This window comes from Micromonospora sp. RB23 (assembly GCF_053585025.1).
In genome coordinates, this window is sequence record NZ_CM132111.1 from 4619858 (window position 1) to 4643396 (window position 23539).

The 23539-nt window shown below is 71.0% G+C and carries 19 protein-coding genes; 2 read left to right on the forward strand and 17 right to left on the reverse strand.

The annotated features are described in order from the left end of the window. Positions 1-13: 13 nt before the first annotated feature. From ACTFTM_RS21120 to ACTFTM_RS21185, 14 genes are all read right to left on the reverse strand, one after another. Positions 14-1507 carry a GMC family oxidoreductase gene (locus ACTFTM_RS21120; RefSeq protein WP_449562214.1) on the reverse strand — a complete coding sequence of 498 codons (1494 nt, stop codon included), beginning with the start codon at positions 1505-1507 and terminating at the stop codon, positions 14-16. Next, entirely contained in the window at positions 1504-2445 is a 942-nt protein-coding gene (locus tag ACTFTM_RS21125) for an adenosine kinase (RefSeq protein WP_449562215.1), read from the reverse strand. Before ACTFTM_RS21125 ends, ACTFTM_RS21120 begins: the two co-directional genes overlap by 4 nt. Positions 2446-2545: 100 nt before the next feature. Continuing rightward, positions 2546-3403 (reverse strand): Cof-type HAD-IIB family hydrolase, encoded by an 858-nt coding sequence (locus ACTFTM_RS21130; protein ID WP_449562216.1) that lies wholly within the window; start codon positions 3401-3403, stop codon positions 2546-2548. Continuing rightward, on the reverse strand, positions 3400-3903 hold the full coding sequence (locus tag ACTFTM_RS21135; protein WP_449562217.1) for an NUDIX domain-containing protein: 504 nt from the start codon (positions 3901-3903) through the stop codon (positions 3400-3402). Before ACTFTM_RS21135 ends, ACTFTM_RS21130 begins: the two co-directional genes overlap by 4 nt. A gap of 50 nt (positions 3904-3953) precedes the next feature. After that, positions 3954-4832 (reverse strand): SDR family oxidoreductase, encoded by an 879-nt coding sequence (locus ACTFTM_RS21140; protein ID WP_449562218.1) that lies wholly within the window; start codon positions 4830-4832, stop codon positions 3954-3956. A gap of 17 nt (positions 4833-4849) precedes the next feature. Further along, complete coding sequence (locus tag ACTFTM_RS21145; RefSeq protein ID WP_449562219.1) at positions 4850-5878, reverse strand: ROK family protein; 1029 nt, start codon at positions 5876-5878, stop codon at positions 4850-4852. After that, positions 5875-6987: a sugar phosphate nucleotidyltransferase gene (locus tag ACTFTM_RS21150; RefSeq protein WP_449562220.1), complete on the reverse strand. Its 1113-nt coding sequence runs from the start codon at positions 6985-6987 to the stop codon at positions 5875-5877. Before ACTFTM_RS21150 ends, ACTFTM_RS21145 begins: the two co-directional genes overlap by 4 nt. Further along, a complete protein-coding gene (locus ACTFTM_RS21155) occupies positions 6980-9079 on the reverse strand; it encodes a glycosyltransferase (protein WP_449562222.1) in 2100 nt (699 codons plus the stop codon). The genes ACTFTM_RS21150 and ACTFTM_RS21155 overlap by 8 nt, the downstream gene beginning before the upstream one ends. A gap of 159 nt (positions 9080-9238) precedes the next feature. Continuing rightward, positions 9239-10042, reverse strand: a complete 804-nt coding sequence (locus tag ACTFTM_RS21160; RefSeq protein ID WP_449562223.1) for an ABC transporter permease — start codon at positions 10040-10042, stop codon at positions 9239-9241. Continuing rightward, positions 10039-10842, reverse strand: coding sequence for an ABC transporter permease (locus ACTFTM_RS21165; protein ID WP_449562224.1), 804 nt, complete (start codon positions 10840-10842; stop codon positions 10039-10041). Before ACTFTM_RS21165 ends, ACTFTM_RS21160 begins: the two co-directional genes overlap by 4 nt. After that, a complete protein-coding gene (locus ACTFTM_RS21170) occupies positions 10839-11867 on the reverse strand; it encodes an ABC transporter ATP-binding protein (RefSeq protein WP_449562225.1) in 1029 nt (342 codons plus the stop codon). The genes ACTFTM_RS21165 and ACTFTM_RS21170 overlap by 4 nt, the downstream gene beginning before the upstream one ends. Continuing rightward, the gene (locus ACTFTM_RS21175) at positions 11864-13165 is read right to left on the reverse strand and encodes an aspartate aminotransferase family protein (protein ID WP_449562226.1); all 1302 of its coding nucleotides are present in this window, start codon (positions 13163-13165) and stop codon (positions 11864-11866) included. Before ACTFTM_RS21175 ends, ACTFTM_RS21170 begins: the two co-directional genes overlap by 4 nt. Continuing rightward, positions 13162-13524: a cupin domain-containing protein gene (locus ACTFTM_RS21180; RefSeq protein ID WP_449562227.1), complete on the reverse strand. Its 363-nt coding sequence runs from the start codon at positions 13522-13524 to the stop codon at positions 13162-13164. The genes ACTFTM_RS21175 and ACTFTM_RS21180 overlap by 4 nt, the downstream gene beginning before the upstream one ends. Then, entirely contained in the window at positions 13521-14711 is a 1191-nt protein-coding gene (locus ACTFTM_RS21185) for a sedoheptulose 7-phosphate cyclase (protein WP_449562228.1), read from the reverse strand. Before ACTFTM_RS21185 ends, ACTFTM_RS21180 begins: the two co-directional genes overlap by 4 nt. 1193 nt (positions 14712-15904) lie before the next feature. Between ACTFTM_RS21185 and ACTFTM_RS21190 the strand changes: the two genes are divergently transcribed. After that, the gene (locus tag ACTFTM_RS21190) at positions 15905-17410 is read left to right on the forward strand and encodes a hypothetical protein (protein WP_449562229.1); all 1506 of its coding nucleotides are present in this window, start codon (positions 15905-15907) and stop codon (positions 17408-17410) included. A 46-nt stretch (positions 17411-17456) separates the two neighbouring features. Further along, complete coding sequence (locus ACTFTM_RS21195; RefSeq protein ID WP_449562230.1) at positions 17457-19655, forward strand: glycosyltransferase; 2199 nt, start codon at positions 17457-17459, stop codon at positions 19653-19655. A gap of 126 nt (positions 19656-19781) precedes the next feature. On the opposite strand, the gene ACTFTM_RS21200 is transcribed toward ACTFTM_RS21195, so the two are convergent. From ACTFTM_RS21200 to ACTFTM_RS21210, 3 genes are all read right to left on the reverse strand, one after another. Next, on the reverse strand, positions 19782-20630 hold the full coding sequence (locus ACTFTM_RS21200; protein WP_449562231.1) for an SDR family oxidoreductase: 849 nt from the start codon (positions 20628-20630) through the stop codon (positions 19782-19784). A 193-nt stretch (positions 20631-20823) separates the two neighbouring features. After that, the gene (locus ACTFTM_RS21205; RefSeq protein WP_449562232.1) at positions 20824-22185 is read right to left on the reverse strand and encodes an alkaline phosphatase PhoX; all 1362 of its coding nucleotides are present in this window, start codon (positions 22183-22185) and stop codon (positions 20824-20826) included. A 46-nt stretch (positions 22186-22231) separates the two neighbouring features. Beyond that, positions 22232-23119, reverse strand: a complete 888-nt coding sequence (locus ACTFTM_RS21210; RefSeq protein ID WP_449562233.1) for a glycosyltransferase family 8 protein — start codon at positions 23117-23119, stop codon at positions 22232-22234. Positions 23120-23539 lie beyond the last annotated feature (420 nt).

The window sequence follows — 23539 nt, forward strand, 5'->3', positions numbered from 1 at the left end:
ATCGGACACGGTCTCAGCTCCTCAGCTCGTCGGCCAGCATCTCGGCGATGGCCAGCACCGGCAACTGGGTGTTGGCGGCCGGCACAGTCGGCAGAATGGAGGCGTCCACCACGCGCAGGTTCGAGACCCCCCGCACCCGCGCGTCGGGGGTCACCACCGCCGTCCCGTCGTCCTGGCCGCCCATCGCGCAGGTACCCACCGGGTGCCAGTAGGTGCCGGCCAGGGTCCGGAGCATGTCGTCGGTGAGGTCCCGGCCGGGCCGGCCGATCACCGGTCCCGCCAGTGCGTTCAGCGGTGCCGTGGCGGCCAGATCCGTGACCAGGTCCAGCCCGTGGCGCAGGGTCCTGAGGTCGTGGCCGTCCTCGTCGGACAGGAGCGCCGGAGTGATCTCCGGCTCGTCGGCGGGATCAGCGGATCGCAGTTTCACCCGGCCGCGACTGACCGGCTTCATCAGGAAGGCCGAGATGCCGGCCTCGTACTGCCCTGGTGGGAGCTTGCCGAACAGTGGTGGCCCGGCCGTTGGCAGGAGGTGCAGGTCCCATGCCCCGTCCGGGCAGCGCGGGCTCGCCGCGCGGACCAGCACCCGGCTGACATACAGGTCGCCGGCCGCGTCCTTGGCCGCCAGTCCCGCGTTCAGCTCCGGGGTGGGCGGCAGCGGGACGAACACCCCCGGCTGGTCGGTGAGGTTCGCGCCGACGCCTGGCAGGTCGACCTCCACACGCACGCCCACCTCGGACAGGTGGATCGCGGGCCCGATTCCACTGCGCATGAGCACCGCCGGCGAGCCGAAGGTACCGCAGGCGAGCAGGTACTCGCCGCCTGTCAGCGTGACGTCCTGTCCGTTCACGTCGACCTCCGCGCCGCGGACCCGGCCGGCGCGGACGATCAACCGATCGATCGTGCTCCCGGCGATGATCGTCAGGTTTGGCCGAGACCTGACCGCCTGATCGAGGTAGCCGAAGGCGACGTTGCGGCGCAGGCCCTCGGTGGCGTTGAGCAGCGGCATGCCGTAGCCGGGGCTACCCGGGAGGGCCATGTCCACCTCTTGCCAGCCCAGGTCCTCGGCGCCGGCGACTGCGGCACGGCTCCACTGCGACAATTCCTGCTCAGGCACGGGGGTCATCTGCATCTGCGTGACGGCCCGGCGGCGGAACCGGTCCAGACCAGCCGCCGACCACCTCGGGCCGCCCGCCCGTGCCCACTCGGCGTGGTCGGCGTCGGAACCCCAGGTGTTCCAACAGCCGTTGATGCACGAGGAGCCGCCAAGGACCCGGGCGCGGATGCGGAAGGAGGCCGCGTGCCGCTCCCACACGTGCTCACGGGGCAGAGCGCGGGCATTGCGCAGCGGTGCGGGCCAGGCCTCCTGGCGAGCGCCATGGTCAGCGCCGGCCTCCACGAGGCAGACCCTGCGGTCGGCGTTCTCGCTCAGGCGCGCGGCCAGCACACACCCGGCCACCCCGCCGCCGAGGACGACGACGTCGAAGGCGCTGTCGGGCGCGCGGGTCACCGGGACGGCCGAAGGTCGTCCACGCCGACCGGCGGGTTCGCCAACTCGGCGGCTCGGGCAAGCAGTGCGGCGCGATCGATCGCGTCGGCACGTGTCGCCGGCACCGTGCAGGCGTAGGCCCCGGCAATCGCGCCGTACCGACCGCACTGCTGCGGCGGCTCGGCGGCCAGCCAACCGAAGAGGAAGGCCGCGGCGAAGGCGTCACCCGCGCCGTTCGAGTCGAGCACCGGGGCCGGCGGGGTGACCGCCGGGATGTGGGTGATCTCGCCGTCCGCGAGCAGGTAGGCGCCGTCCGCTCCGGCGGTGGCCACCACCAGCCGGGCCCGGCCCCGCTCCATGATCCGCCGCATGGTCCTCTCCGGGTCGGACAGCGCGGCGGCGGAGACGAACACCAGATCGGCGCTGTGGGCGAAGGCCTCGTGATAGGGCTCGACGCCGTCCCAGTTGTGCAGGTCGGTAGAGATGGTCAGCCCGGCCTCGCGCAGCGCGGGTATGGCGAAGGCGCACGGGTAGGTGATGGACACGTGGGCGTGGCGACTGGCCGCGGCGAGCCTCGCCACCGTCTCAGCGGGCAACCGGTCGTCCGCGCCGGACCGGCTGCTGTCGTAGAGCGACAGCCGCCGTCCGTCCGGCCCGACAAGGTTCACCGCGCGGCGGGTCCCGGCCGGCAGCGGCACGTCGGTCAGGGGGATCCCCCGGTCACGGTGCAGGGCGCGGACGAGGTCACCCTCGCGGTCGTCGCCGACGACGTCGATGTGGTGGGTGCGCAGACCCAGCGCGTGCAGGCCAAGGGTGATGAAGTCGCCGGTCTGACCGGCCCGCGTCTCGATCGCCGGCACCAGGTAGCTGTCGGCGAAGGGCAGGGGCAGTTGCGGTACGTAGACGATCGTGTCGACGCCGGCCCCTCCCAGGACCAGCACGTCAATCTCAGGGCTCACCGGTGCTCCTTGGAACTCGATTGCGGGATGGCAGGCGGCGTTTGCACACCGGGCGTCGAGGTGAACGCGCGGGAGTTGAGCAGAGCCAGAACTATCGGCATCACAGGAACAATCGTTCCAGGACCACCGCAACACCGTCCTGCTCGTGATCGACGGTGATCTCGTCGGCGTAGGTGCGCAGCCGGGGGTGGGCATTGCCCATCGCCACACCCCAGCCCGCCCAGGTCAGCAGCGGGATGTCGTTCGGCATGTCCCCGAAGGCGATCGTCTCGGCCCGGGTGAACCCGATGTGCTCGGCTGCCGCGGCCAGTCCGCTGGCCTTGCTCACCCCCGCCGGCAGCACCTCGACCAGCGCGGTGCCGGAGTGCGTCACGGCGACCTGCGGAGCGCACTCCCGCTCCGCCAACGCGGTCAACGTGTCGTCATCGAGGTCAGGGTGCCGCAACAGCACCTTCGCCACCGGCCTCTCCCACAGCTCGCGCTCGTCGGTCACGACCGTCCAGTCCCGCCCCGGCTTGGCGGCGAATCCCGGTGTGGCCAGGAACTGCCCGTCCGGCCGCCCGGACACCACACCGAATTCCAGCGGGCCGGTCACCTCTCGTAGCCGGCGCAGCGCCGACACCAGAACCTCCGTGTCGTGCAGGCGTGAGGCGAGGACCCGGGCGCTGGCAAAGTCGTACAACTCGGCGCCCTGGCCGCAGACCGCAACCCCGTCGTACGTCACCCCGCCCAGCAGCCGGCGGCAGCCCATCGCCGAACGGCCGGTGACCACCACGTGCAGGGCGCCAGCGGCCCGTATGCGGCCCAGCGCGGCCTGGGTGCGCGGCGAGATGGTGAGATCCCGGCGCAGCAGGGTGCCGTCGAGGTCGGTGGCGACCACCCGGAACGGTGGCGCCCCGGGGTCACCCGTCACCCGGCCGTGCGGTCGTTCCGCGGCTTCGCGACCCAGCTGACTCACCGCCCCTCAGCCCGACGGTCGTGCAGGTCGAGCAGTGCCAACGCCGCCAGGGTCGCCGAGTCGGTGATCCGGCCCGCGGCGATGAGGTTCTGGCAGGCGTCGCGGTCGAACCAGTCCTGCCGCATGTCGGACTCGGTGGTCTCCCGGGCCGGCTCGCCCGCGCGCAACCCCTCGGCGAGGAACACGTGACAGCCCTGTGTCGAGTAGCCGTACGCCACGTGCACCCGTCCGAGGGGCACGAGCGTCGTCGCGGACAGTCCGGTCTCCTCACGCAGCTCGTGGCTGGCCAGCTCGACAGTCGACCGCCCGTTGGTGCTCTCGGGCCACGACCCCTGGGGGAACTCCCAGTACCGCCCGCCCACCGGGTACCGGTACTGCTCCACCATGTGCAGCCGATCCCCGTCGCGTGGGATGATCAACGCGTAGTCGGGCTTGTCCACCACACCGTAGAAACCCGTGCTGCCGTTGGCATATCGCACCTCGTCCTCCCGAACGGTCATCCATCGGTTGCGGTACACGACACGGGAGCCGGTGCCGGTGACGCGCCCGCTCACGCCGCCGCCCCCACCGAGGCGACCAGCCCCGCGTCGACGTCGCGCACCGCAAGCCCCCAGCGGTCGAGCAGATCGGGTAGGAGCACGCTGGTCAGGCACGAGTTCACCGGACGGCAGGCGTACCGGCCGGACTCCTTCGGCTCCACCTCCACCAGCGACCCCGACGCGCCGATCCGGTCTGCTATCGCGTACGCCCAGTCGACGCGGCTGATCCGGCGAGGCCCGCCCAGGTGCAGCAGCGGCGGTGCGCCACCGAGCGCGGCGACGGTGACCGCGGCGACGTCGTCCACGTACACGGGGGTGGTCCACTGTCGGTCTGGCACCGTCACGGACCGACCGGCGCGCAGCTCCTGGGCGCAGTGGGCGACGAAGTTCGGCCGCCGCCCGGGGGCGGGAGACTCGGGGCCGTAGATCAGGCTCACGCGCAGCACGGTGCTGTCGCCGTGCTCCCACGACGCCCGCTCGGCGGCCAACTTCGCCCGGCCGTAGGCGTTGGCCGCGGCGGGCCGGGCCGTCTCGTCGTACCCGGGTGCCGCGCCGTCGAAGACGTTGTCGGTGGAGATCTGGACCAGCCGGACGTTCCGCGCCGCCCGCACCAGATTCTCCGCGCTGCCCAGGTGCGCCTGTCGTGCCTCCTCCGGATGCTCCTCGCACCAGGTGACGTCGGAGGGACCGTGCACGGCCACCACGCCGTCCGGACGGATGTCGCGCAGCACGGCGACGCAGGCGTCAGCGTCGGTGACGTCGAGACCGACCCAGGCCGCCACCCCGTCCGGGCGGCGCCGAGAGGCCAACACCGCCTGGTTACCGCCGGCCCCCACGGCCCCGGCCACCGTACGGCCGACGAATCCGCTGCCAACTACGAGAACACGCACCTTCTCCTCCTTCGCATTCAGGGACCCGCCAGCGCCAGCGGGGTGCTCCCGGAGAGCTGGACGTCCATCAACCGGCCCGCCCCGATCAGGCCATGGTCGTCGTCCGGCTCACCGAACACGACCATCCCGTCGATCGCGGCCCGATCGAGACCGAAGCAACCCGCCGCCGCGAGTGCCTCCCGCAGCAGGTCGACGAAGGGCTCCCCGACGGCTTGGGCGAACCCGCCGATCAGCACGTACCGGCGGACCCCGATCGCGGTGAACATCCCGGTGATCGCGGTCGCCAGGTGCCGCAGCCCGGACCGGAGCACGTCGAGGGCGAAGGTGTCTCCTGCGTGGATCGCGGCTACCAGCGCGGTGTTGTCGATGGCCTCGGCAGGACCGACCCGGGCCAGGGCGGAGGTGGCGAAGGCGCGGGGATCCGCGGCGGCCGCCCGGCGAGCGGCTGCCTGCATCGCCCGTCCCGAGGCCAGTGCGCCGAGATGCCCGCGCTGCCCACAGTCGCAGATCGGGGCGTCCGGCGCGGGATCGATCCGCCAGTGGCCCAGCTCGCCGCCGTGGCCGTCGGGGTCCACGAGCACCCTGTCACCCCAGAAGACCTTGTTGCCGACGCCCGAGCTGACAGTGATGAGGCAGAACGGCGCGGGGATGGTGTCGCGGTAGCGCCAGGACGCCGCGGTGAGGTCGTTGACCACCGAGACCGGCACGCCCAGCCGGGCCCCGACCAGCTCGCCCAGCGGCATCGGCGGTCCACCGGCGCCGAAGATGGTCGGGGCGGCGAGTGCCGCGCCGGTCGTGGTGGTCGGCCCGGCGAACGCCACCGACACCGCGCCCGCCCCGTGTGCCCGCAGCTGGGCCCCGGCAACCTCGACAATCTGGTCGACCACCCGCTCGTGCAGATCGGTGACCGGCGCCGACGGGTACCTACCGATCCCCTCCGTTGGCACCCGGCTGATCCCGCGCAGCATCCTCGTGGCCCGGTCGAAGCATGCCGACCGCAGTGTCGTCCCGCCGACATCGAGCACCACGACCAGCGGTCCGCTCAACGGTCGGCTCCCGTCACGACCGGCGGCTCGGGGACGTCCTGCACGAAGCCGTCCTCGCAGACGATGACCGAGTCCAGCCGGACGCCGTCGGCCACCTGCGCACCCGGCAGGAGCACGGAGCGGGTGACGTGCGCCCCGGCCCCCACTCTCGCCCCGGGAAAGACGACGCTCTCCTCGACCAGCCCGGCGTTGACCAGGCCGACCGGGACGACGCTGCGCCGCACCCCGGAACCGTCCCTGATCAGGGAACGTGCCACGGCCGGAGCGACGGTGCGGGGCATGGTGTCCAGGTCCGGGCGGGCCGCCGTGCCCGGGTCGACCATGCCCAGGTGGGCACTGTGGTACCGCTCCACGGTGCCGATGTCCGCCCAGTAGCCCTGCACCGGGTAACCCTCGATCCGCTCCCCCGCGGCGAGCATCGCCGGAATCACGTCCCGGCTGATGTCGTGCTGCCAGTCGGTGCCGTCGAGCTGCTCCAGGTACCGGTGCAGCACGGCCGCGTCGAAGAGGCAGAACGCGGAGAAGACGAGGTCACTGGTTACGGTGGACGGCTTCTCCACGAACCGGGTGAGCCGGCCCATCGGATCGAACTCGACCATGCCGAACAGGTGGACGTAGCGGGGGTCGATCCGCTGGTAGGCCAGGGTCAGGGAGGCCCCACTGGCCCGGTGTTGGGCGATCATCGGCCGGTAGTCGAAGCGGTACACGTGGTCGGAGTGCTGGACCAGGACGTCCCGTACGCCCGGCTCGAAGATGTAGCGCGCCTTACGGATCAGGGCATCGGCCGTTCCCCGCTCCGGCGGGGCGTCCGAGGCGGGCAGCGGGCCGGGAACGCCGTCGCGGTACCACTCGTCCCACGGACCGAAGTGCACCCGGAAGTCCCGCCGCCACCAGGTCCGGCGCAGGTCGTCCATGAGCCGCCGCTCCTCGTACTGCGACAGCAGCACCACCAGCGGCAGGCGGGACGCGGCGGCGTTGGCCAGGCTGAAGTCGATCAGGCGGCAGGACCCGCCGAACGGAATCAGCGGCTTGAGCCGGCCCTGGCCCAGCCGGCCCATCCGGCGTCCCTCGCCGCCGGCGAGCAGGACCGCGCGTACCTCGTCACGCATGACCGACCACGTCCCACGTGGTGCGACCGGAGGCGAGGGTGAGCAGCACGTGCAGCGGGGACGTCGTCCCGGCCGGCAGCGCCACCTCGAATCCGTCGTCGGAGCGGGCCATCGGCAGCACTGTGGCCGGGGCGCGCAGGTCGTCGGGGTCGCCGGGTAGGACCAGTTCAGCGCGGACCACGTGCGGCATGTGGTGCCGCAGGCGTCCCACGCTCAGCTCGTAGCGTTTCCGGAGCCGGGTCGACAGGTCGGGCCGACCCTCGGCGGCACGCGCGCAGGCCGCGGTGTCGGCCCGTTCCCAGGCGGCCTCGAACAGCTGGCAGGCCGCCTCGTCGTCGACCGGCCGGCACCGCCCGTACGCCTCGATGTCGCCGCGGCGCAGCGCAGCCTCCGCGACGGCCTCCCGGTGCTCCGTCCACGCGGACTCCGGGAGCAGGTCGAACCAGCCGTGCTCGAGGATCCGCTCGACGGGTAGCTCGGGCGGGACACCTCCCTGAAGGGCGGTGAAGGTGGCCAGCTGCCGATCGGCGCACCGGTCCCAGGTGAACGCGCGGGCTGTCGCGGCGGCGTTCGCTGACATCGCGGCGTAACGGTCCGGATCCTCGCGCAGCAGCCGAACAGCGGCATGCATCCGGTCCACCAGCGCGTCGACCAGCAGCCGGTCGTCCTCGGCGAACGACCGGTTGACGGCGAAGCCCGTGGCGCCCGGCGGCAGCGGCCCGCTCAGCGGGTCCGGCACATGCCCGAAATGCGCCATGCCCTCCTGGGCGGTGGCGATGGGAACCGCCCCGCAGGCCATCGCCTCCCCCATGGCGATGAGGAAGGTGTCCATCTCGAACTTCGACGGGAAGAGGCAGAAGTCGGCGCTGGAGGCGTACTCGACTATGCGTTTGTCGTCGACGCGGTGCCACTCCAGATGAATCCGGCCGGCGTGCCGGGCGGCGACCTCGTGGAACAGCGGATCGTCGATGCCCGCGTCACTGATGCAGCGGACGATGATGTTGGCGGCGAGCCCTTCGGTCAGCGCCCGGTCCACCGCCCGGATCAGCTCCACCTGACCCTTGTGGTGCACCGCGTAGCGGGCATTGTGGAAGAACGTCGGCAGAGCCGGATCGAGGCCGAGGCCGGCCAGCACCGACGTCCGGTCGACATCCGGCCGGGCTCCGGTCCAGGCCTCGCCGATGGCGCAGCCACCGACCACCTGCTTCGCCGCGTGTCGCTGGACCGTCTGCGCGACCGGGAGCGTGGCGAAGACCTGCTCGAACGGGGTGTTGGCGAAGTCGCTGTAGAACCGCCGGTGCCCCGGGGAGAGGAAATCGATCCGGTCGGCGTGCTCGGCGACCAGGTCGTAGATGCGGACGTGGTCGTCGGGGTACGCGTAGTGCAGGTGGGTGCGCTGCTGGTACTGGATCATGGGTGCCAGGGACCCGTCGGGCGCCGGGTCCGGTGGAGGCAGCGCCAACCTCGTGTCGAGGAAGTCCAGGAGGCGACGCACGAGGGGTCGGTACTCGGACTTGCCGATCGGCATGTTGCTCTGCACGGTGCTGACCACCTGCTTGCTCGGATCGGCACGGAACGCCGCGGGCATCAGGTAGTGGTAATACGGCTCGTGGGCGTGCACCACGGCCCGCTCCCCGGCGAAGTACTGGCGGATGAAGCGGATGCTGTCCACCTGGTACGCGATGGGCTTGAAGAAGACCAGGTCCCGCCCCTTCGTGTCGTACGACGGGTAGAAGCGGTCCGGCAGGCTGTCGAGCAGCTCGTTGGAGAGGAAGTAGAGGTTCACCCCCTCCAGGGCGAGGTGGTGCGCGGTGGTGGACAGCGGCACGCGAACCTCGTCCGGGAAGCCTTCTCGCCAGACGCGGGGGTCGAGGACCAGCGGAAGCTCATAGCTGTCGCGGTAGGGCAGGTCGCGAACGTCGGTCAGCTCCCGCAGGTCGGCCAGGCGGCCGTGCGCGGGCGTGACGATGGAGACACGGTGCCCCGCCCGGGCGACGGCTCGGGCCAGATTCCACAGGTAGACCGACGTGCCGCCCTGGATGAAGCGGTGGTCGAAGCCGCCGCATTCGAAGTAGGTCTCGATGACGTGCATCAGGTCAGATCCCTCCGACGGGAGTGGACGACGGAACGGGCGCGGCGCAGACGGTTGCGGGCGGCGGGCGAGCCGACCGCGGGGTGCCGCGGGACAGTCGCGGCCCGCACCGCGGCCACCGGAACCGGGTACGGCAGCAGCCGGCGAGCGGGGGCACGTTCAGCTGCCCGTCATCTCGAAGCGGTCGACACCACGCCGGAACGTGCCGTACGCGATGGCTGCGGTCAGCACGGTCACCGGAAGTATCCAGATCAGTCCGTCGATGTCGCCGAAGATGAGGTAGCGGGCCGGGAGGTAGGCGGTGAAGGCGAACGGAAGCAACCAGGTCAGCAGAGCCCGCAACATCGGGTGGTAGAGCCCCATCGGGTAGGACCCGAAGTCGCCGAGCTGGTGCACGGCGGTGACAGCGGAGAGGCTGGAGGTGGTCCAGAACGACAGCGAGGCGAAGAGTCCCTTCACCGCCGCCTGGATGACCGCGCCGCAGAGCACCAGCGGGAGGAACAGCAGCCACTGCACCACGCTGAGGTGCAGGTCCATCGACTCTCCGGCGATCACCACGATGGCGATGCCCAGCAACAGCTCCCCGAAGCCGTCCGGGTACATGAACCGCTCGGACAGCATGATGTACAGCGGGTTCACCGGCCGGATCAGGTAGCGGTAGAAGTCGCCGGTCCGCACCAGCTGCCAGGCCAGGATCCACAACTGGTCGGTGAAGAGCCGGTCCAGACCGCGCGGCAGCAGCGAGAACCCGAGCAGGAACAGCGCCTGCTGATAGTTCCAGCCGGCCAGCCCGTCGACGTGTCGGAACACCACGCCGATCAGGGCGATCTGACAGGCCACCCGGATCGCGAAACTGGCGACGCCGACGAAGAAGTCCAACCGGTACGCGGTCAGCCGGTGCATGCTCACCCCGGAGAGCACAACGGTCAGCCAGGTGTACCGCCGGATCGTCGCCCAGATCATCCGCCGACCACCTCAATCCGACGCAGGGCGCCCCGCCAGGCCACTGCGGTCACGCCGAGCAGGACGAGCACCCACACGGCCTGGACGGCGAGGATGCCGCCGGCCTCGGCGGCGCTGCGGTACGTGCCGAGCAGCAACCGCAACGGCCCGTCGATCAGCCCCTGGAACGGCAGGAGACGGATGACCCGGGCCACGTCCTCCGGCAGCAGGCCCAGCGGCACTATCTGGCCGGCCAGGAAGGCCACCGCGGCATTCTTGATCATGCGAATGCCCCAGGTGTTGGTGCTGACGAACGCGGCCAGCCCGACGAGCAGGTTGACCTCGAAGGCGAGCAGCACGGACAGCGCGGCGGCGACGGAGAACAACAGCACGTTGGCCACCGTCGGCCCGCGCAGCGGTGTGAGCAGCGCGAACGCCAGAAGCACCGGCCCGCCTGCGAGGGCGGCGGCGACCACCGCCGCCGGGAGGTTGGTCACCAGGCAGGTCAGCACGTAGTTGGCTGGTCGTAGCAGCGACACGGCGATGTCGCCGCGGTACACCTCGCCGGCCACGACGTCGTCGACCTTGTTGGCGTGGAGCAGGGCGAGCACCTGCGCCAGCACCACGTACGTCGTCAGGCTGGTCAACGCCAGCCCGGGTGGGGTGGACGTGTTGGCGTACACCGCCCGCCAGAGGAACACCTGCAAAGCGGTGCCGGTCGCCGCGGTCACCGCGCTGAGCACGATCGTCGCCCGGTACTGCAGGACGGCGTGTACCCCGGCGAGCGCGATCGGCGCGTACCTGCGCAGGGCCTGCGTCATCGGGCGCCGCCCACGGGGGCCGCCGGGGTCGGGTCGCTGCCGTAGATGCGGCGCAGCACGGTCTCCAGGTCGGCGTCGGGGATGAGGACGTCGGTCAGTTCGAAGGCGTCCAACAGGAACGAGATGACCTGGCGGGCCGACCAGCGCCGCACCGGGTACACCACCCTGATCCGGCCCGCCTCGGTCGGGGTGGCGGTCGCCTCCGGCAGCCCGGCCTCGATGCGTCCGACGGCCTCCGCCGCACTGACAGTCCCCGGGACGTACTCGAATATCACCGCCCGGGTGTCGACCGAGTGCAGCAGTTCCCGCATCGTCCCCTGGTGCACGACGGTGCCCCGGTCGACGACGAGCGCCTGGTCGCAGATGCCGGTGATGTCGCCGATGTCGTGGCTGGTGAGCATGACGGTCGTGCCCAGTTCGGCGTTGACGTGATTGATCAGGTCACGGACCGCCTGTTTGAGCATGAGGTCCAACCCGATGGTCGGCTCGTCGAGGAAGACCACGGCCGGGTCGTGCAGCAGACACGCCGCGATCTCGGCCCGCATCCGCTGCCCGAGGCTGAGCTGACGCACCGTCGTGGCGCCGAGGGCGTCCAGATCGAGCCGGTCGCGGAAGAGCGCCATGTTGCGGTGGTACACCTCCGGCGGCACCTCGTAGAGGTGGCGAAGGATGCGGAACGAGTCGAGCACGGGTAGGTCCCACCAGAGCTGGCTGCGCTGGCCGAAGACGACGCCGATGCGACGCGCCACCGTGGTGCGCTGGGTGTGCGGGTCGAGGCCGGCGACCCGAGCCAGGCCGGTGGTGGGCCGCATGATCCCGGTCAGCAACTTGATCGTGGTCGACTTTCCGGCGCCGTTGGCACCGATGTACGCCACCTTCGCCCCGGCCGGCACCTCGAACGAGACGTCGTCCACCGCGCGGATCAGCTCGTGATCGCGGGTCAGCAGGGTGCGCAGGCTGCCCCGCAGGCCGGGGTCGCGCCGAAAACGCTTGAAGTGCTTGCTGAGGTGATCCGCGACGATCACCGGGTCACCTCTGCGGTCTCGGTGAGCGCCTGATCGAGCAGGTCGAGGCCGTGGGCCAGCTCGGCAGCGTCCAGCGTGAACGGTGGGGCCAGCCGCAGGATGTTTCCGCCGAGCGCGGTACGCAGGCCGAGGTCAAGGGCGCGCCGGTAGACCGCGCGGGCCAGCTCGGGCGCCGGGGTGCGGGTGGTCCGGTCCCGGACGAACTCCAGTCCCCAGAGCAACCCGAGCCCGCGCACGTCCCCGAGCATCGGGTGCCGATCGTGCAGCGTCGCCAGCCGGGCGGCCAGCACGTCACCGAGCACGCGGACCTGCGTGAGGAGTTCGTCGCGGCGCAGCACGGTCAGGGTGGCCAGGGCGGCGGCGATGCCCAGCGGGTTGCTCGCGAAGGTGGAGGCGGTGGAGCCGGCCCGGTCGATTTCCGGATGGCGCAGCACCTCCCGCCGCCCGGCGAGCACCGCGAACGGGAAGCCGGAGGCCATCCCCTTGGCCAGGGTGACCAGGTCCGGTTCGACACCGAACTGCTCGCTGGCGAGGAAGGTGCCGGTGCGGCCCCCGCCGGTGAGTACCTCATCCGCGACGAGCAGCACCCCGTTGGAGCGGCACGCGTCGCCGATCCGCTCCCAGTAGCCGGGGGGCGGAACGATCACCCCGGCCGCGCCGAGGACCGGCTCGAAGACCAGTGCCGACATGTTGGGCTTGTCGGCGATGTGCTTGCGGACGAGGTCGGCGCAACGCACCCCGCAGCTCGGATAGGTCAGCTCCAGTGGGCAGCGGTAGCAGTAGGGCGAGTAGCCGAGCACGCTGTTGCCGGCCAGCGACTGGTAGCCGATGTCCCAGTGCACCAGCAGCCGGGCGCCCTGGGTCTTGCCGTGGAAGCCGTACCGCAGCGCGCCGATGCGGTTGCGGCCCGGCGGGGCGACGGCCGCGACCGCCCGCAGCGCGGCCTCCACCACCTCGGCGCCGGTGGAAAAGTACGCGTAGGTGTCGAGTTCCGCCGGGAGCAGGGCCGCCAGCAGCTCGCACAGCTCGGCCCGGTCAGCGGTGGCGAAGTCGTGCACGTTCCACAGCTGGCGGGCCTGCTCGGTGAGGGCGGCGACCACCTCGGGGTGGCAGTGTCCGAGGGACTGGGTGAGGGTGCCCGCGGCGAAGTCCAGATACCGGTTGCCGTCGGCGTCGGTCAACACCGTACCGACGCCGGAGGTGAAGACCCGCTCGCCGACGGCCGCCTCCTCCGAGGCGCCGGGTGCCAGGTGGGCTGCTTCCCGGGTGAGGAGATCCCGCTGGCGATGACCGGTCACGAGGGCGTCCCGCCGGTGACCGGGGCGATTTCGAACACCAGCAGGCGTACGTCCTCCGACGAGTCGTTGACCAGGCCGTGCACGGTGTGCGGTGGGTTGATCACCAGGTCACCGGCCCGGACGCGAAACTCCTCGGCGCCGCGGCGCATCGTCGCCTCGCCGCGGAGCAGCACGTAGGTCTCCTGGTCGTCCCCGTGCCGGTGCAGGCCGATCGAGCTGCCGGGTGGCAGCACGACCAGGTCGATGAAGGCGACGTCAGCCGGGGCGGTGTCCCTGTCGTAGGCGCGGTACACCCGCAGCTCGCCCACTCCGCCGTGGTCGCCGACCGAGGTCCGCATCAGGCTCTCCAGGTTCGTCATTGCGCCACTCCCGTCATCGGCCGGTCCACCGCGTCGCGGGCGAGCGAATCGAGCGCCGCCGCCAGCAGGTCGTCCGGCAGGTCTTTCAGGTCGTCGACGAAGACCGCCGAGCCGACTCTGTCGGGCACCACGAGGTGCAGCCGCCGCCCGCGCCGGTCCCAGGCGGAGTGCAGCGCCGCCCGCATGAGGTCGAGGGTGCAGATCGCGGGGTCGAAGACCGGCAGGCCGAGAGCGCACAGCAGGCTCACGATGCGCCGGCACTCGGCCACGTCGAGGATGCCCAGCAGCCGGGCGACGTGACTGGAGATCGCCATGTCGATGGCCACCGACTCCCCGTGCGCGATCCGGTGCCCGCTGGCCACCTCGATGACGGGCCCGAAGGTGTGCCCGAAGTCGACAAGCCGGGCCAGGCTGCGTTCCCGCAGGTTGCCGCAGAGTTCGACGAGCATCAACTTCATCGCCGTGCGCAGCACGTAATCCTCACGCTGCCGGCTGGACGCGGTGTCCTGGAACAGCAGGGGGTGCGCGGCCAGGGTGCCGAAGAGCGCGGCATCCTTGATGACCGCCATCTTGACGATCTCTCCGAGGCCGCAGCGGATCTCACGTGCCGGCAGCGACTTCAAGAAGCCCGGGTCGTTGAGCGAGCCGACCGCCGGGTGGTACGCGCCGAGCATGTTCTTCGAGCCGTAGGCGTTGACGCCGGTCTTCACACCGACGCCGACGTCCACCTGCCCCACCAACGTGGTGTTGACCTTGACGTAGTCGATGCCTCGGGCGTACATGGCGGCGGCGAAGCCGACCAGGTCCGCGGTGATACCCCCACCGACGGCAAGCATCACGCCCTGCCGGTCCAGGCGGTGCTTCTTCGCCGTCGCACAAATCTCCTCGACCGAGGCGAGCGTCTTGTGCCGCTCACCCGAGCGGATGCGGTGGATACTCCAGCTGCCCCTGGCCAACCGCGCATCCAGATACGCCCGCAGAGGAGCGCCGTAGAGCCGGTCGACGGTGGGGCCCACGAACGCCAGCACCCGCCGGCCGGCGAAGTAGTCGGCCAGTGTCGGGTTCGCCGGGGACAGCACGTCGGTGTCGATGTCGACCCGGTACGCGGTGCCCTCCGGGCTGCGCAACGCGAACCCCCGGGCATCGGCAGTGACTCCGGGCTCGCCCGCCGTCTTCGGCGTGATCACAGTGCCCCCCGCTCCGCATGTAGTGGTCGAGATCTCGCTGCCGCACACGCGTCCTGAGACGCCCGTTCCGGCAGTTGTCGTAGCCGCACCGCAGGCCGGCCCGGGCGGCGTGGTGCACGCCGGGATCCTGCTGGACAATTCACCGAGCTGATTCGGTTCGGCACCAGACATCGCAGCGCAACGAGCTTCATCGACCGTAGCGCGATGTTTGCAAAATGCGTTGTTCCTGAGCCGTCAAATTTTCCTTCATCGAACTCTGCAAGACGGTACAGGGACATATCCAATCGGGCCAGCGCCCCAATGATCGCCGTGCCGATCGGGTTGTCGGAATGAGACTCGGTCGACGCAAATCAGGCGGTCACCGCATCCGACGGGGCCATGACTCCCGCGGCGTCGTGGCGGGCGCGGACCGTCAAGCCCCCGCTCCGCCCAACCCTCACACCATCATGATTTTCGCTGTATTGGCAAGCAGTCGACGAAGTTTCCTAGAACCACACAGCTGACCGACGACTGCCGACGGGCCACCCCCGGTTACCCGCCGACCTGGCGATCGAGCCACCCGCACCGCCCCTGACCTGCTCGAATCCGATCCCTGTCCGATCTTCCGTCGACCGATCGACCAGCACGCGCCCGACCGGTTGCACACCGGCGCGCCTGCCCGCCGCCCCACCGGTGCAGGCGGGCGGCGGTCACCCGACGGCAGAGTGGGCGCCGAGCGACACGAGCGATGGTCACCTTCTCGGGCACCATCGGCGAGTCGCCGCGACGCCCCCGCGATCAGCCGTGCCGACTTCGCCCCGGCAGCGCAGAGGCACTTATCGTTGCACGGCCAGTCGCTCCGGCGGCACAGTTACCGCCACCGGTCAGCTCACTCGATCCGTGCCCGATCACGCCGATGGGCACTCTCTCACTTGCGACACTCAAACGCCTACGAGTAGCCTCGGTGATCAATTGATGGCCATTTCGCGCCGCATCCCGAAAGAACAACGGGGGATCACATCGTGCAGAGCAGAACGCATACTGGGCCGCGTTCAACAATCGTCAGCACCACCTCTGTCCGGGAAACGAATCCGCGCCCCCGCCGCGTTTCTCTCGACCGGCTGCCACGATGAGGGGACGGGGACCTGGCGCACGCGGCGCCCCCGCACCGAGGGCCTCGCGGCCGCGGACGAGCCGGCCGGCGGGTGCGTGACATGACGCCGGCGCATCCGTACGACCTCGACCAGCTCGTCCGCACCCTGCGCCAGGCGCCGTGGATGGACGCCGCCGGACGGCACGCCGACGGGCTCACCGTCATCGACCACGCCGACCTGGCCGGCGCGCCCCGGCCCGCCCGGTTGGTGTTGCTGGGCACCCCGCACCGGCTCGACCTGCGCTGGGCCGCCGTGGTCACCTGGGATGCGGCCGGGCAGGCCCGCGAGGCGCACCCGTTCGAGCCGTTCGACAGGGCTGTGACCGAGGCACTCGCCGCCGGGCGACGGGTCCGCACCGCGCGCGGCGGTGTCATCGAGTTCTCGGGCGGCGCCCCCGAGTTCCGGCGGCAACTGCCCTTCGACCCGGGTTGGTCCTCCAATTCTCTGTCCCTGGTGGACCTGGCCGGCACCCCACACGTGCACAAGACGTACCGCAGGCTGCACCTGGGGCTCAACGAGCCGGCGGCGGTGCGCCGGATGGACGGCACCGGATACACGGCGGCGTACCGGGGTGACTACGTCTACGTCGAGCCGCACACCCGACGGCGGTGGCCACTCGGCCTGCTCTACGAGTACCTGTCCGGCGAACCGCTGGACGTGCCCCTGCGGGAGAACCTGCGCGAGATGTGGCGGCACGTTCCCACCGACGATCGGCCCCACGACGTCCGCGACCACCTGGGCCCGCTGGAGGTCCCCCTGCGTCAGGTCGGCCGCAGCCTCCGCGGCTTCCACAGCGCCCTCGCCGGTCCCGCCACCGGCGCCCCATTCCCCGTCGCGGCGTGCATCGACGACATCGACGACCGGCTGGCCGATCTGCTGCCCCGCATCATCACCGATCAGCGCTTTCCGGAAGCCGCCCGGGACACCGCGGCGGCCGGCCTCAGCGCCGAGCTGCGCGAGGCCGCCGCCGAGGCAGACCTGATGCCCGCCTCCCCCGTTGCGCCCTGCCACGGTGACCTGCACCTCGGTCACGTGCTGATCCGCCGTCACCCGGGCGGCGAGTGGGACCTGCGGCTGATCGACCTGTCCCCGGTGGCACTGGAACCCACCGACCCGGCCTTCGCCACCCAGTCGCCGTGGCAGGACGTCGTCTCGTTGCACCGGGCCACGGAGTACTTCACCGGCGAGGAGGTCCTACAGCAGGTCGTCGAGGAGTTCGGCGGCACCCGCGACCAGGCCTGTCTGGCGGGCCTGGAGCTCGACGCCGGCGTCGTCGCCTCGGACCCGCGATGGAGTCCCGAGCGCCGGATGCGGCTCCGCCAGCTCAGCCGGGCCGCCGACCAGTGGCAGCGCCGGGTCTGCGATCTGCTGCTCGCCGGCTATCGCGACGACCCGGCCGCCGCCGCGCACCCGGTCTCCCGGCTGCTGTACCTCCGTCGGCTGCTGCACGAGCTGGCGTACGACTACGACCACGACCGGGCCTACTTCGCCGCCATGGATCTGCGCCACGCGATCCAGCTCGCCCGGCGCTGCGCGGTGACCGCCGGGCGACGGAACAGCCTGTGACGCGACCCGGCCGACCCAGGGGGCCGACGCCGGTGGAGGGGAGAACATGCACATCGTCAAGGTCGCCTTCGAGGCGCTCGGCTTCGACCCTCGAATGATGCGGGGCGGCACCGCCAGCCTGGTCTGGAACCTCGCCCGCCAGTACGCCCGGGAAGGACACCGGGTGTCGGTGGTGACCCCGGCGCACGGCTGCGCCGCACACCTGACCGCTCGACACGGTGCCACAGTCGTCGACTGGACCGACGAGCACACCGTTCCGGTGGTGCTCGACCAGCGGCTCTGGCCCGACCACCCGGGGGAACTGCAACTGCGGCTGGTCACCCGGGGTCTGCGGCTGGAACGCGAGGGGGTCGACTTCTATCTGCTCTCCGACGCATACCTCGACCTGCTGCCCGAGCAGTTCTATCCGCCGAACGAGATGCAGGGCGTTGACCTGGCCTTTCTCAAGCCGCTGGTCTTCCAGGTCGACGCGATCCGCTTCATCGACCAGTTCCTCGCCCCGGAGCCGGTCGTCGTGCAGGCGTACGAGCCGCTGTTCCACTACCTGCTGCCGCCGGCGTACGCCCGTCGCGACGACCGGATGGTGGTCAGCACCGTGGCGATGAACCCGCCGATCAGCGGGAAGGTCTACCGGCCGCAGGTGGAGAGGCTGCTGACCCACCTCGGTGTCACAGTGGATCTGGACCGTTTCGCCGAGCCCTCCGGTGACGACCCGCTGCGCGACCGGATGGCCCGGTACCTACGCCCCTCACACCTGCGCCACGAGCAGGGCGAGGACTACACCAGCTATTACGCGCTGGTCGCGGCGTACACCGACCTGATCGACTTCGTCTCGGCAGGCCAACGCGACTACTACTCGACGTTCCGGGATGCCCCGTCGGAGCGGCTGTTCGCCTCGTCCACCGTCGCCCGCGTGGTCCGGGAGACGGCGCACAAGCAGATCGTGGGCGGCTGCGCGCTGCCCGACTGGTGGCTGGCCCGCGACCCTCGCGACGTGAACCGGGACGCCGTCCTCGGCCGGCTCGGCCTGGACCCCCGCCGGCCGACCTTCTATCACGCGGCCCGCTTCGACCAGAACCACAAGGGTCAGTTGGAGCTGTTCCGGGCGGTCGACGCGGTGCTGCGTCACGACCGGGAGGTCAACTTCCTCGTCCGCTGCGCGGTCGGCACCAGCGAGACCGGCGGCGCGGCGGGCAACCCCTACTTCCAGGAGGTTGCCGACCGGTACCCCGGCAACGTGTACCTCGACTGGCGGATGGTCGCGGAGGAGGACCTGTTCGCGCCGGCGGCGGTCGCCGACTTCTGCCTCTTTCCGTCCAAGTTCGAGTTGGACGGCTTCCTCATCACCCTCGGTGAGGCGATGGCCTGCGGGGCGGTGCCGGTGGCCACCGCCCAGGAGACACTCAGCCACTACGGCCACCTCCGGCCACTGACCGACCCGATCGCCACCGGGTACGCCGTCCCCCGCTCGTTCCGCACCGACGACGCGGTGTTGGCGGCGTCGCTGGCCGGGACCATCCGGCACGCGCTGCACGTGTACCGCGAGAAACCGGCGACGCACCGCCGACTGTCGGACAATGCCCGCCGGCTGGCGCGGAGCTTCACCTGGCAACGCAGCGCACTGGCCCGGCTGCACCAGTTCGCGCTGGCCCCCAGCGGCGGCGCGGGCAGCGACCCGATCGAGCTGGCGCTGGCCTACGGCTGGTTCGACCAGCTGAGCGAGGACGACTGGCGCCGCCACCGGGGCCGGATCGCGGAGGCGGCGCTCGCCCTGGGCGACCTGACGGCGTACCGGCGGTGCGCCCCGGTGCAGCGTGACGTGGTGGATCGCCTGTTCGACGCCGCCTACCGGCGCGGCGACTTCGACCGCTGCGCCGAGTTGGCGCCGTCGACCGGTGACACGCGGCGTCGGCTGGTGCGTGAGCGCTGTCGGATCGAGGTCCGAGAGGGCGTCCCGCACGTGGTCTACCACCTGCCGCACGCCGATCGGGTGGAGCTGGTCCTGCCGTGGCTCACCGGGCCCGACACCGGCAGCGGAAATCGGTACACGTACCCGATGCGGCGCAGTGGTCCGGTCTTCACCGCACCGCTGCCCGACGGGGCGCTCGCCGCCGGGTTGGTCTTCCTGCTGACCCTGTCCGGCGGGCGGATCGCCTGGGACGCTCCGCACCCGCACGTCGAGGCGCCCGGCGGGGGTGGCGACCGGCAGCCGGAGCAGGCTGGGACGCCCCAAGGACGATCATGACCACGGTCCTGGCAACGCCGCCGGCCCAACCCTGAGGCGTCGAGCCGACCCCGCCTGAGCCCCCGGGCCGGCGGGGCGGCTGGCGGCGGCGATCACCTGGCCGCCGTGCCACCGGCCAGCGTGGCGTCACCCGGACGTCGGAGGTTCCCGGCGGGAGGCGCCACGGCGCCGCCGCAGGTGATCGAGCGCCGTCGGCAGGTCCGGCCCCAACGGCTCGTGTCGGGTACTGCGCAGAACGAGCCGACCCGGACGCAACCACGGGTTCGGCGAATCGGCATTGCGCACCGGCACCACCTCCGTCGGAAGGTCGAGGGCGTCGCGGACCCGCGACATCAGCTCGAATCGGGTGACCACCTCCGGGCCACCGAGATGAACGACGCCGGACTCCGTCCACAGCACCTCGAGCGCCGTGGCGACGCTCGGCAGGTACACCGGCGCACAGAGGATGTCGGTCTGCGCCGGCGTCCGCGCTCCCCGAAACCGGGCGAGGAACCGGTCGGAGACCGGGCTCCAGCCGTACACGAGGGGAATCCGGACCACGAGGTGAGGCCCGCCGAGCAGCCGTTCCGCCGCGACCTTGGTGCGTCCGTAGGCGTTCACCGGCGCGGTGCGGTCGGACTCGACGTACGCCTCCTGGGAGCCGTCGAAGACGTTGTCGCTGGACAGGTAGACGATGCGCGTGGGTCGGTCGCGGACCGCCTCCAGCAGAGTCCGGACCGACTCGACGTTGAGCCGCCACGCCCGCTCCGGATCAGCCTCCGCCTGTTCCAGCCCCACCAGCCCGGCGGTGTGCACGATGAGGTCGAAGTCCTGCCGGGCAAGCCGGCTCAGCGTCCGCGCGTCGGTCAGGTCGACGTGGACGAGGCCCTCGACGTCGCGCGTACCGCGGGTGCCGACGACGTGGTGGCGGACGGAGAACGATTTCCAGAGCGCGCCGCCGACGTATCCCGACGCTCCTAGGAGCAGAATCCGCATGCTCGTCATCGCAATCGTGGAGACACCGGTGCCCTGCCCTGGCGCTCAGCAAGCGGAAGCGCCGGACGGAGGCATGGTGCGGAGGGTGGGTTGGATCCGGTCGGGACGTGACGGACGGCGGGGCGGACGGCACGCCGACCCCCGCCGGACGGGACAGGGGTCGGCGCGGGGCCCGCGATGACTGCGGCGACGCTCAGGAGCGGAAGGGTCCCGTGATGGCGAAGGTGGTGCCCGGCTGGTAGCAGTTGACGTAGAGGGTTCGCCCGTCGGCGGAGAAACACACCCCGGCGAACTCGCCGTACGCCGGGGCCGACTCCGTACCGATGTTCTGCCGGTTGCGCGCGAACAGGTACGGCTCGCCCGCCGTCGTCGTACCCATCAGGTAGTTGTCGCCGCCGCCGTCCTGACAGAGCATGAGGCCGCCGAACGGCGTCATGCAGATGTTGTCCGGCGTCTCGAACAGCTGCTCCTCGCTGCCGGTCCCGTGGAAGACCACCACGAGGGTGAGGCGTCGCCGACGTGGGTCGTACCGCCAGACCTGACCCTTGTGGGCCGCGGCGGACCCGTCCTCCCGACTGGCATATGACGAGACGAAGTAGGCGCAGTCGTCCGTGCCCCACCAGGCGCCCTCGAGCTTCTGCGCATGGGTCACCCCTGCGGCGCCGTAGTCCTGGAAGCGGGTCGGAGTGGTGACCGCCCGGGGATCCGGCACGTCGATCCACTCGATGTTGTCGAACGTGGCATCCGGTTCCTGCACCACCGACAGGTCCGGTACGCCCGGCACGCGCATCACCTGGAGAGTTCCGCCCGCGCGGAGACTGCCGTGACCGCCCAGCGGGCGGCGGGGCCGGAAGCGGTAGAAGCAGCCGAACTTCTCCGCCCAGGCATCCTCGGTCTCGTAGACCACGCCGGTGCCGGGGTCGACGCAGACCGCCTCGTGCACAAACCGTCCCATGGCGGTAAGCGGTGTCGGCCGCTCGTTGCGGAGGTTGTGGAACGGGTCGACCTCGAAGATCCAACCGTGGTCGGCCTCGTATCCCTCCTCGCCCCGACGGCTCTCGGTCTCCTCGCAGGAGAGCCAGGTCTGCCAGGGGGTCCTGCCACCGGCACAGTTCACGGCCGTACCGGCCAGGCTGACGTGCTCGTCGACGGCACCGTTCGGTCGTATCGCGACGGTGGTGGTTCCTCCAGCCGCGGCCGGGTCGAAGGTCAGTGCGGGCATCGCCCGCACCGGCGACTCGGCGTCCTGGCGGTTCTCGTGGTTGCGCACCAGCCGACGGCCCTCACGCGGGCTCTCGAACGTGCACATGCCGTCGAAGTTGCCCGGCACGGTGCCGCCCCGCATCGGGTCGCCCTCGCGGGACAGGACCCGGTAGCGGAACCCGCGGGGCAGGTCGAGCAACCCGGCGGGGTCGGGCAGGAGGTCGCCGTACCCGCTGCCGTGGTGCGCCAGGGCGGGCGCACCGCTGAAGAGCGCGTCGATGGTGCCGGACAGCGCGACTCCCAGCGCCCCCGCGCCGCTGACGCTCAGGAACTGTCGTCGATCGATACTCAAGATGATCTCCCTGGGATACGTGTTCGGACGGGTTGGACGAGCTGGTCTACGCAGCTCGCTCGTTCTGCTCGGGTACGGCCAGCCGCGAACGCCCGGCGGTGAGCCACGTCGGCCGCCAACCCACCAGTTCGGCGTAGGCCTGGTACAGCAACTGGTGGTGGTGTGAGCGGCAGCCCCGTGTCCACGGCTTGAATCGGCCGACAAAGTGCCAGATCCTGGGGAGCGGCCCGGAGTAGGTGTCCAGCAGGGGCGGCCAGACGATGCAGTTCCACTCCCGTCCCAGCGTCACGAAGTCCCCGCGCAGCACCGCGTTCAAGGTCTGCTGGTCCGGCAGGTCAAGGTGCGAGTGGCGGCCGGCGTAGGCCAGTGCGGACCGGGTGAGATCGGCGGCGAGCCACCTGTCGACATCGATCACCAGAAGGCCGGAGTTGAGGTACCGGGTGTCGGGTGCCAGTCCCCGTTCGGCCCAGTCGGGGACACCCTGGGCGTCGGAGACCGTGGGGATGCCCCAGTCGGGCACGCCGGCTACCGGTCGACCGGCGAGGTCGAGCCGCAGCAGCGGTGCGACGTCGGCGACGACGAGGATGTCGGCGTCCAGATAGAGCAGGCGCTCGTAGCGGCCGGCCAGCAGCACGGGGAGGTGAAGGTAGCCGAAGATCACCGTACCGAACTGCCGGGAGTGACCCTCGGTGGAGACGGGCAGATCGGCGAGCCGCGTGGTGTCGAAGTGCTCGACCACCAACCGGTAGGGCGCCGCCGCGGCCCGCAGCCGATCGGCGCCGGCCGCAGAAATACCCAGATCGAGAATGACAAATTCCACTGCCGTATCGGACGCGAGATTCTCCACCAACGACCGTATCGCCACTGCCGCGGGCAGCGCATAGCTGTCGTCCAAGGCGAGCACGACCGCGAACGGCTGTCGGTCCGCATCCATACGGCGACCCTCTTTCTTTCTCCGGCTAATCAGTGGCCCTCGTGGCGGCACCGCCGCTGAAGCGGATCGCTAGCCCACAGCACATCAGCGGCACGTAGCTCGAATGGTGGCGGCGTCACCACGCCCAGCACCACCATCGAGAAAGTCGCGGCGATCAGCGGAGGTCGCCGAGACGCGGCGAGAAGCGGTGGTGCACGAGGCTTCCGGAAAGTCGACAGTCCCATAGCCGCATTGCCATCGCAACCCGCGGCAGGCGTCGTCACCCGCGACCGAGCGCTGTTTCCGGTGGCGGCCCCGCACGAGTGGTTCTAGTTCCACCGCGACAGCGCCGGTGCGCCGGGCGCCGCCGCCACGGCACGGAGGTGTCCGCCGACCCGTGCGTCGATAGGCTGGGGCGACTGGCGCTGAGCCCCCTCGGGT

Coding starts and splice junctions, on each gene's coding strand:
- ACTFTM_RS21135 (WP_449562217.1), bottom strand. CDS start 3,903: ATGACCGTTCGGGAGGACGAGGTGCGATATGCCAACGGCAGCACGGGT.
- ACTFTM_RS21150 (WP_449562220.1), bottom strand. CDS start 6,987: ATGCGTGACGAGGTACGCGCGGTCCTGCTCGCCGGCGGCGAGGGACGC.
- ACTFTM_RS21155 (WP_449562222.1), bottom strand. CDS start 9,079: ATGCACGTCATCGAGACCTACTTCGAATGCGGCGGCTTCGACCACCGC.
- ACTFTM_RS21160 (WP_449562223.1), bottom strand. CDS start 10,042: ATGATCTGGGCGACGATCCGGCGGTACACCTGGCTGACCGTTGTGCTC.
- ACTFTM_RS21165 (WP_449562224.1), bottom strand. CDS start 10,842: ATGACGCAGGCCCTGCGCAGGTACGCGCCGATCGCGCTCGCCGGGGTA.
- ACTFTM_RS21180 (WP_449562227.1), bottom strand. CDS start 13,524: ATGACGAACCTGGAGAGCCTGATGCGGACCTCGGTCGGCGACCACGGC.
- ACTFTM_RS21190 (WP_449562229.1), top strand. CDS start 15,905: ATGACGCCGGCGCATCCGTACGACCTCGACCAGCTCGTCCGCACCCTG.
- ACTFTM_RS21195 (WP_449562230.1), top strand. CDS start 17,457: ATGCACATCGTCAAGGTCGCCTTCGAGGCGCTCGGCTTCGACCCTCGA.
- ACTFTM_RS21200 (WP_449562231.1), bottom strand. CDS start 20,630: ATGCGGATTCTGCTCCTAGGAGCGTCGGGATACGTCGGCGGCGCGCTC.
- ACTFTM_RS21210 (WP_449562233.1), bottom strand. CDS start 23,119: ATGGATGCGGACCGACAGCCGTTCGCGGTCGTGCTCGCCTTGGACGAC.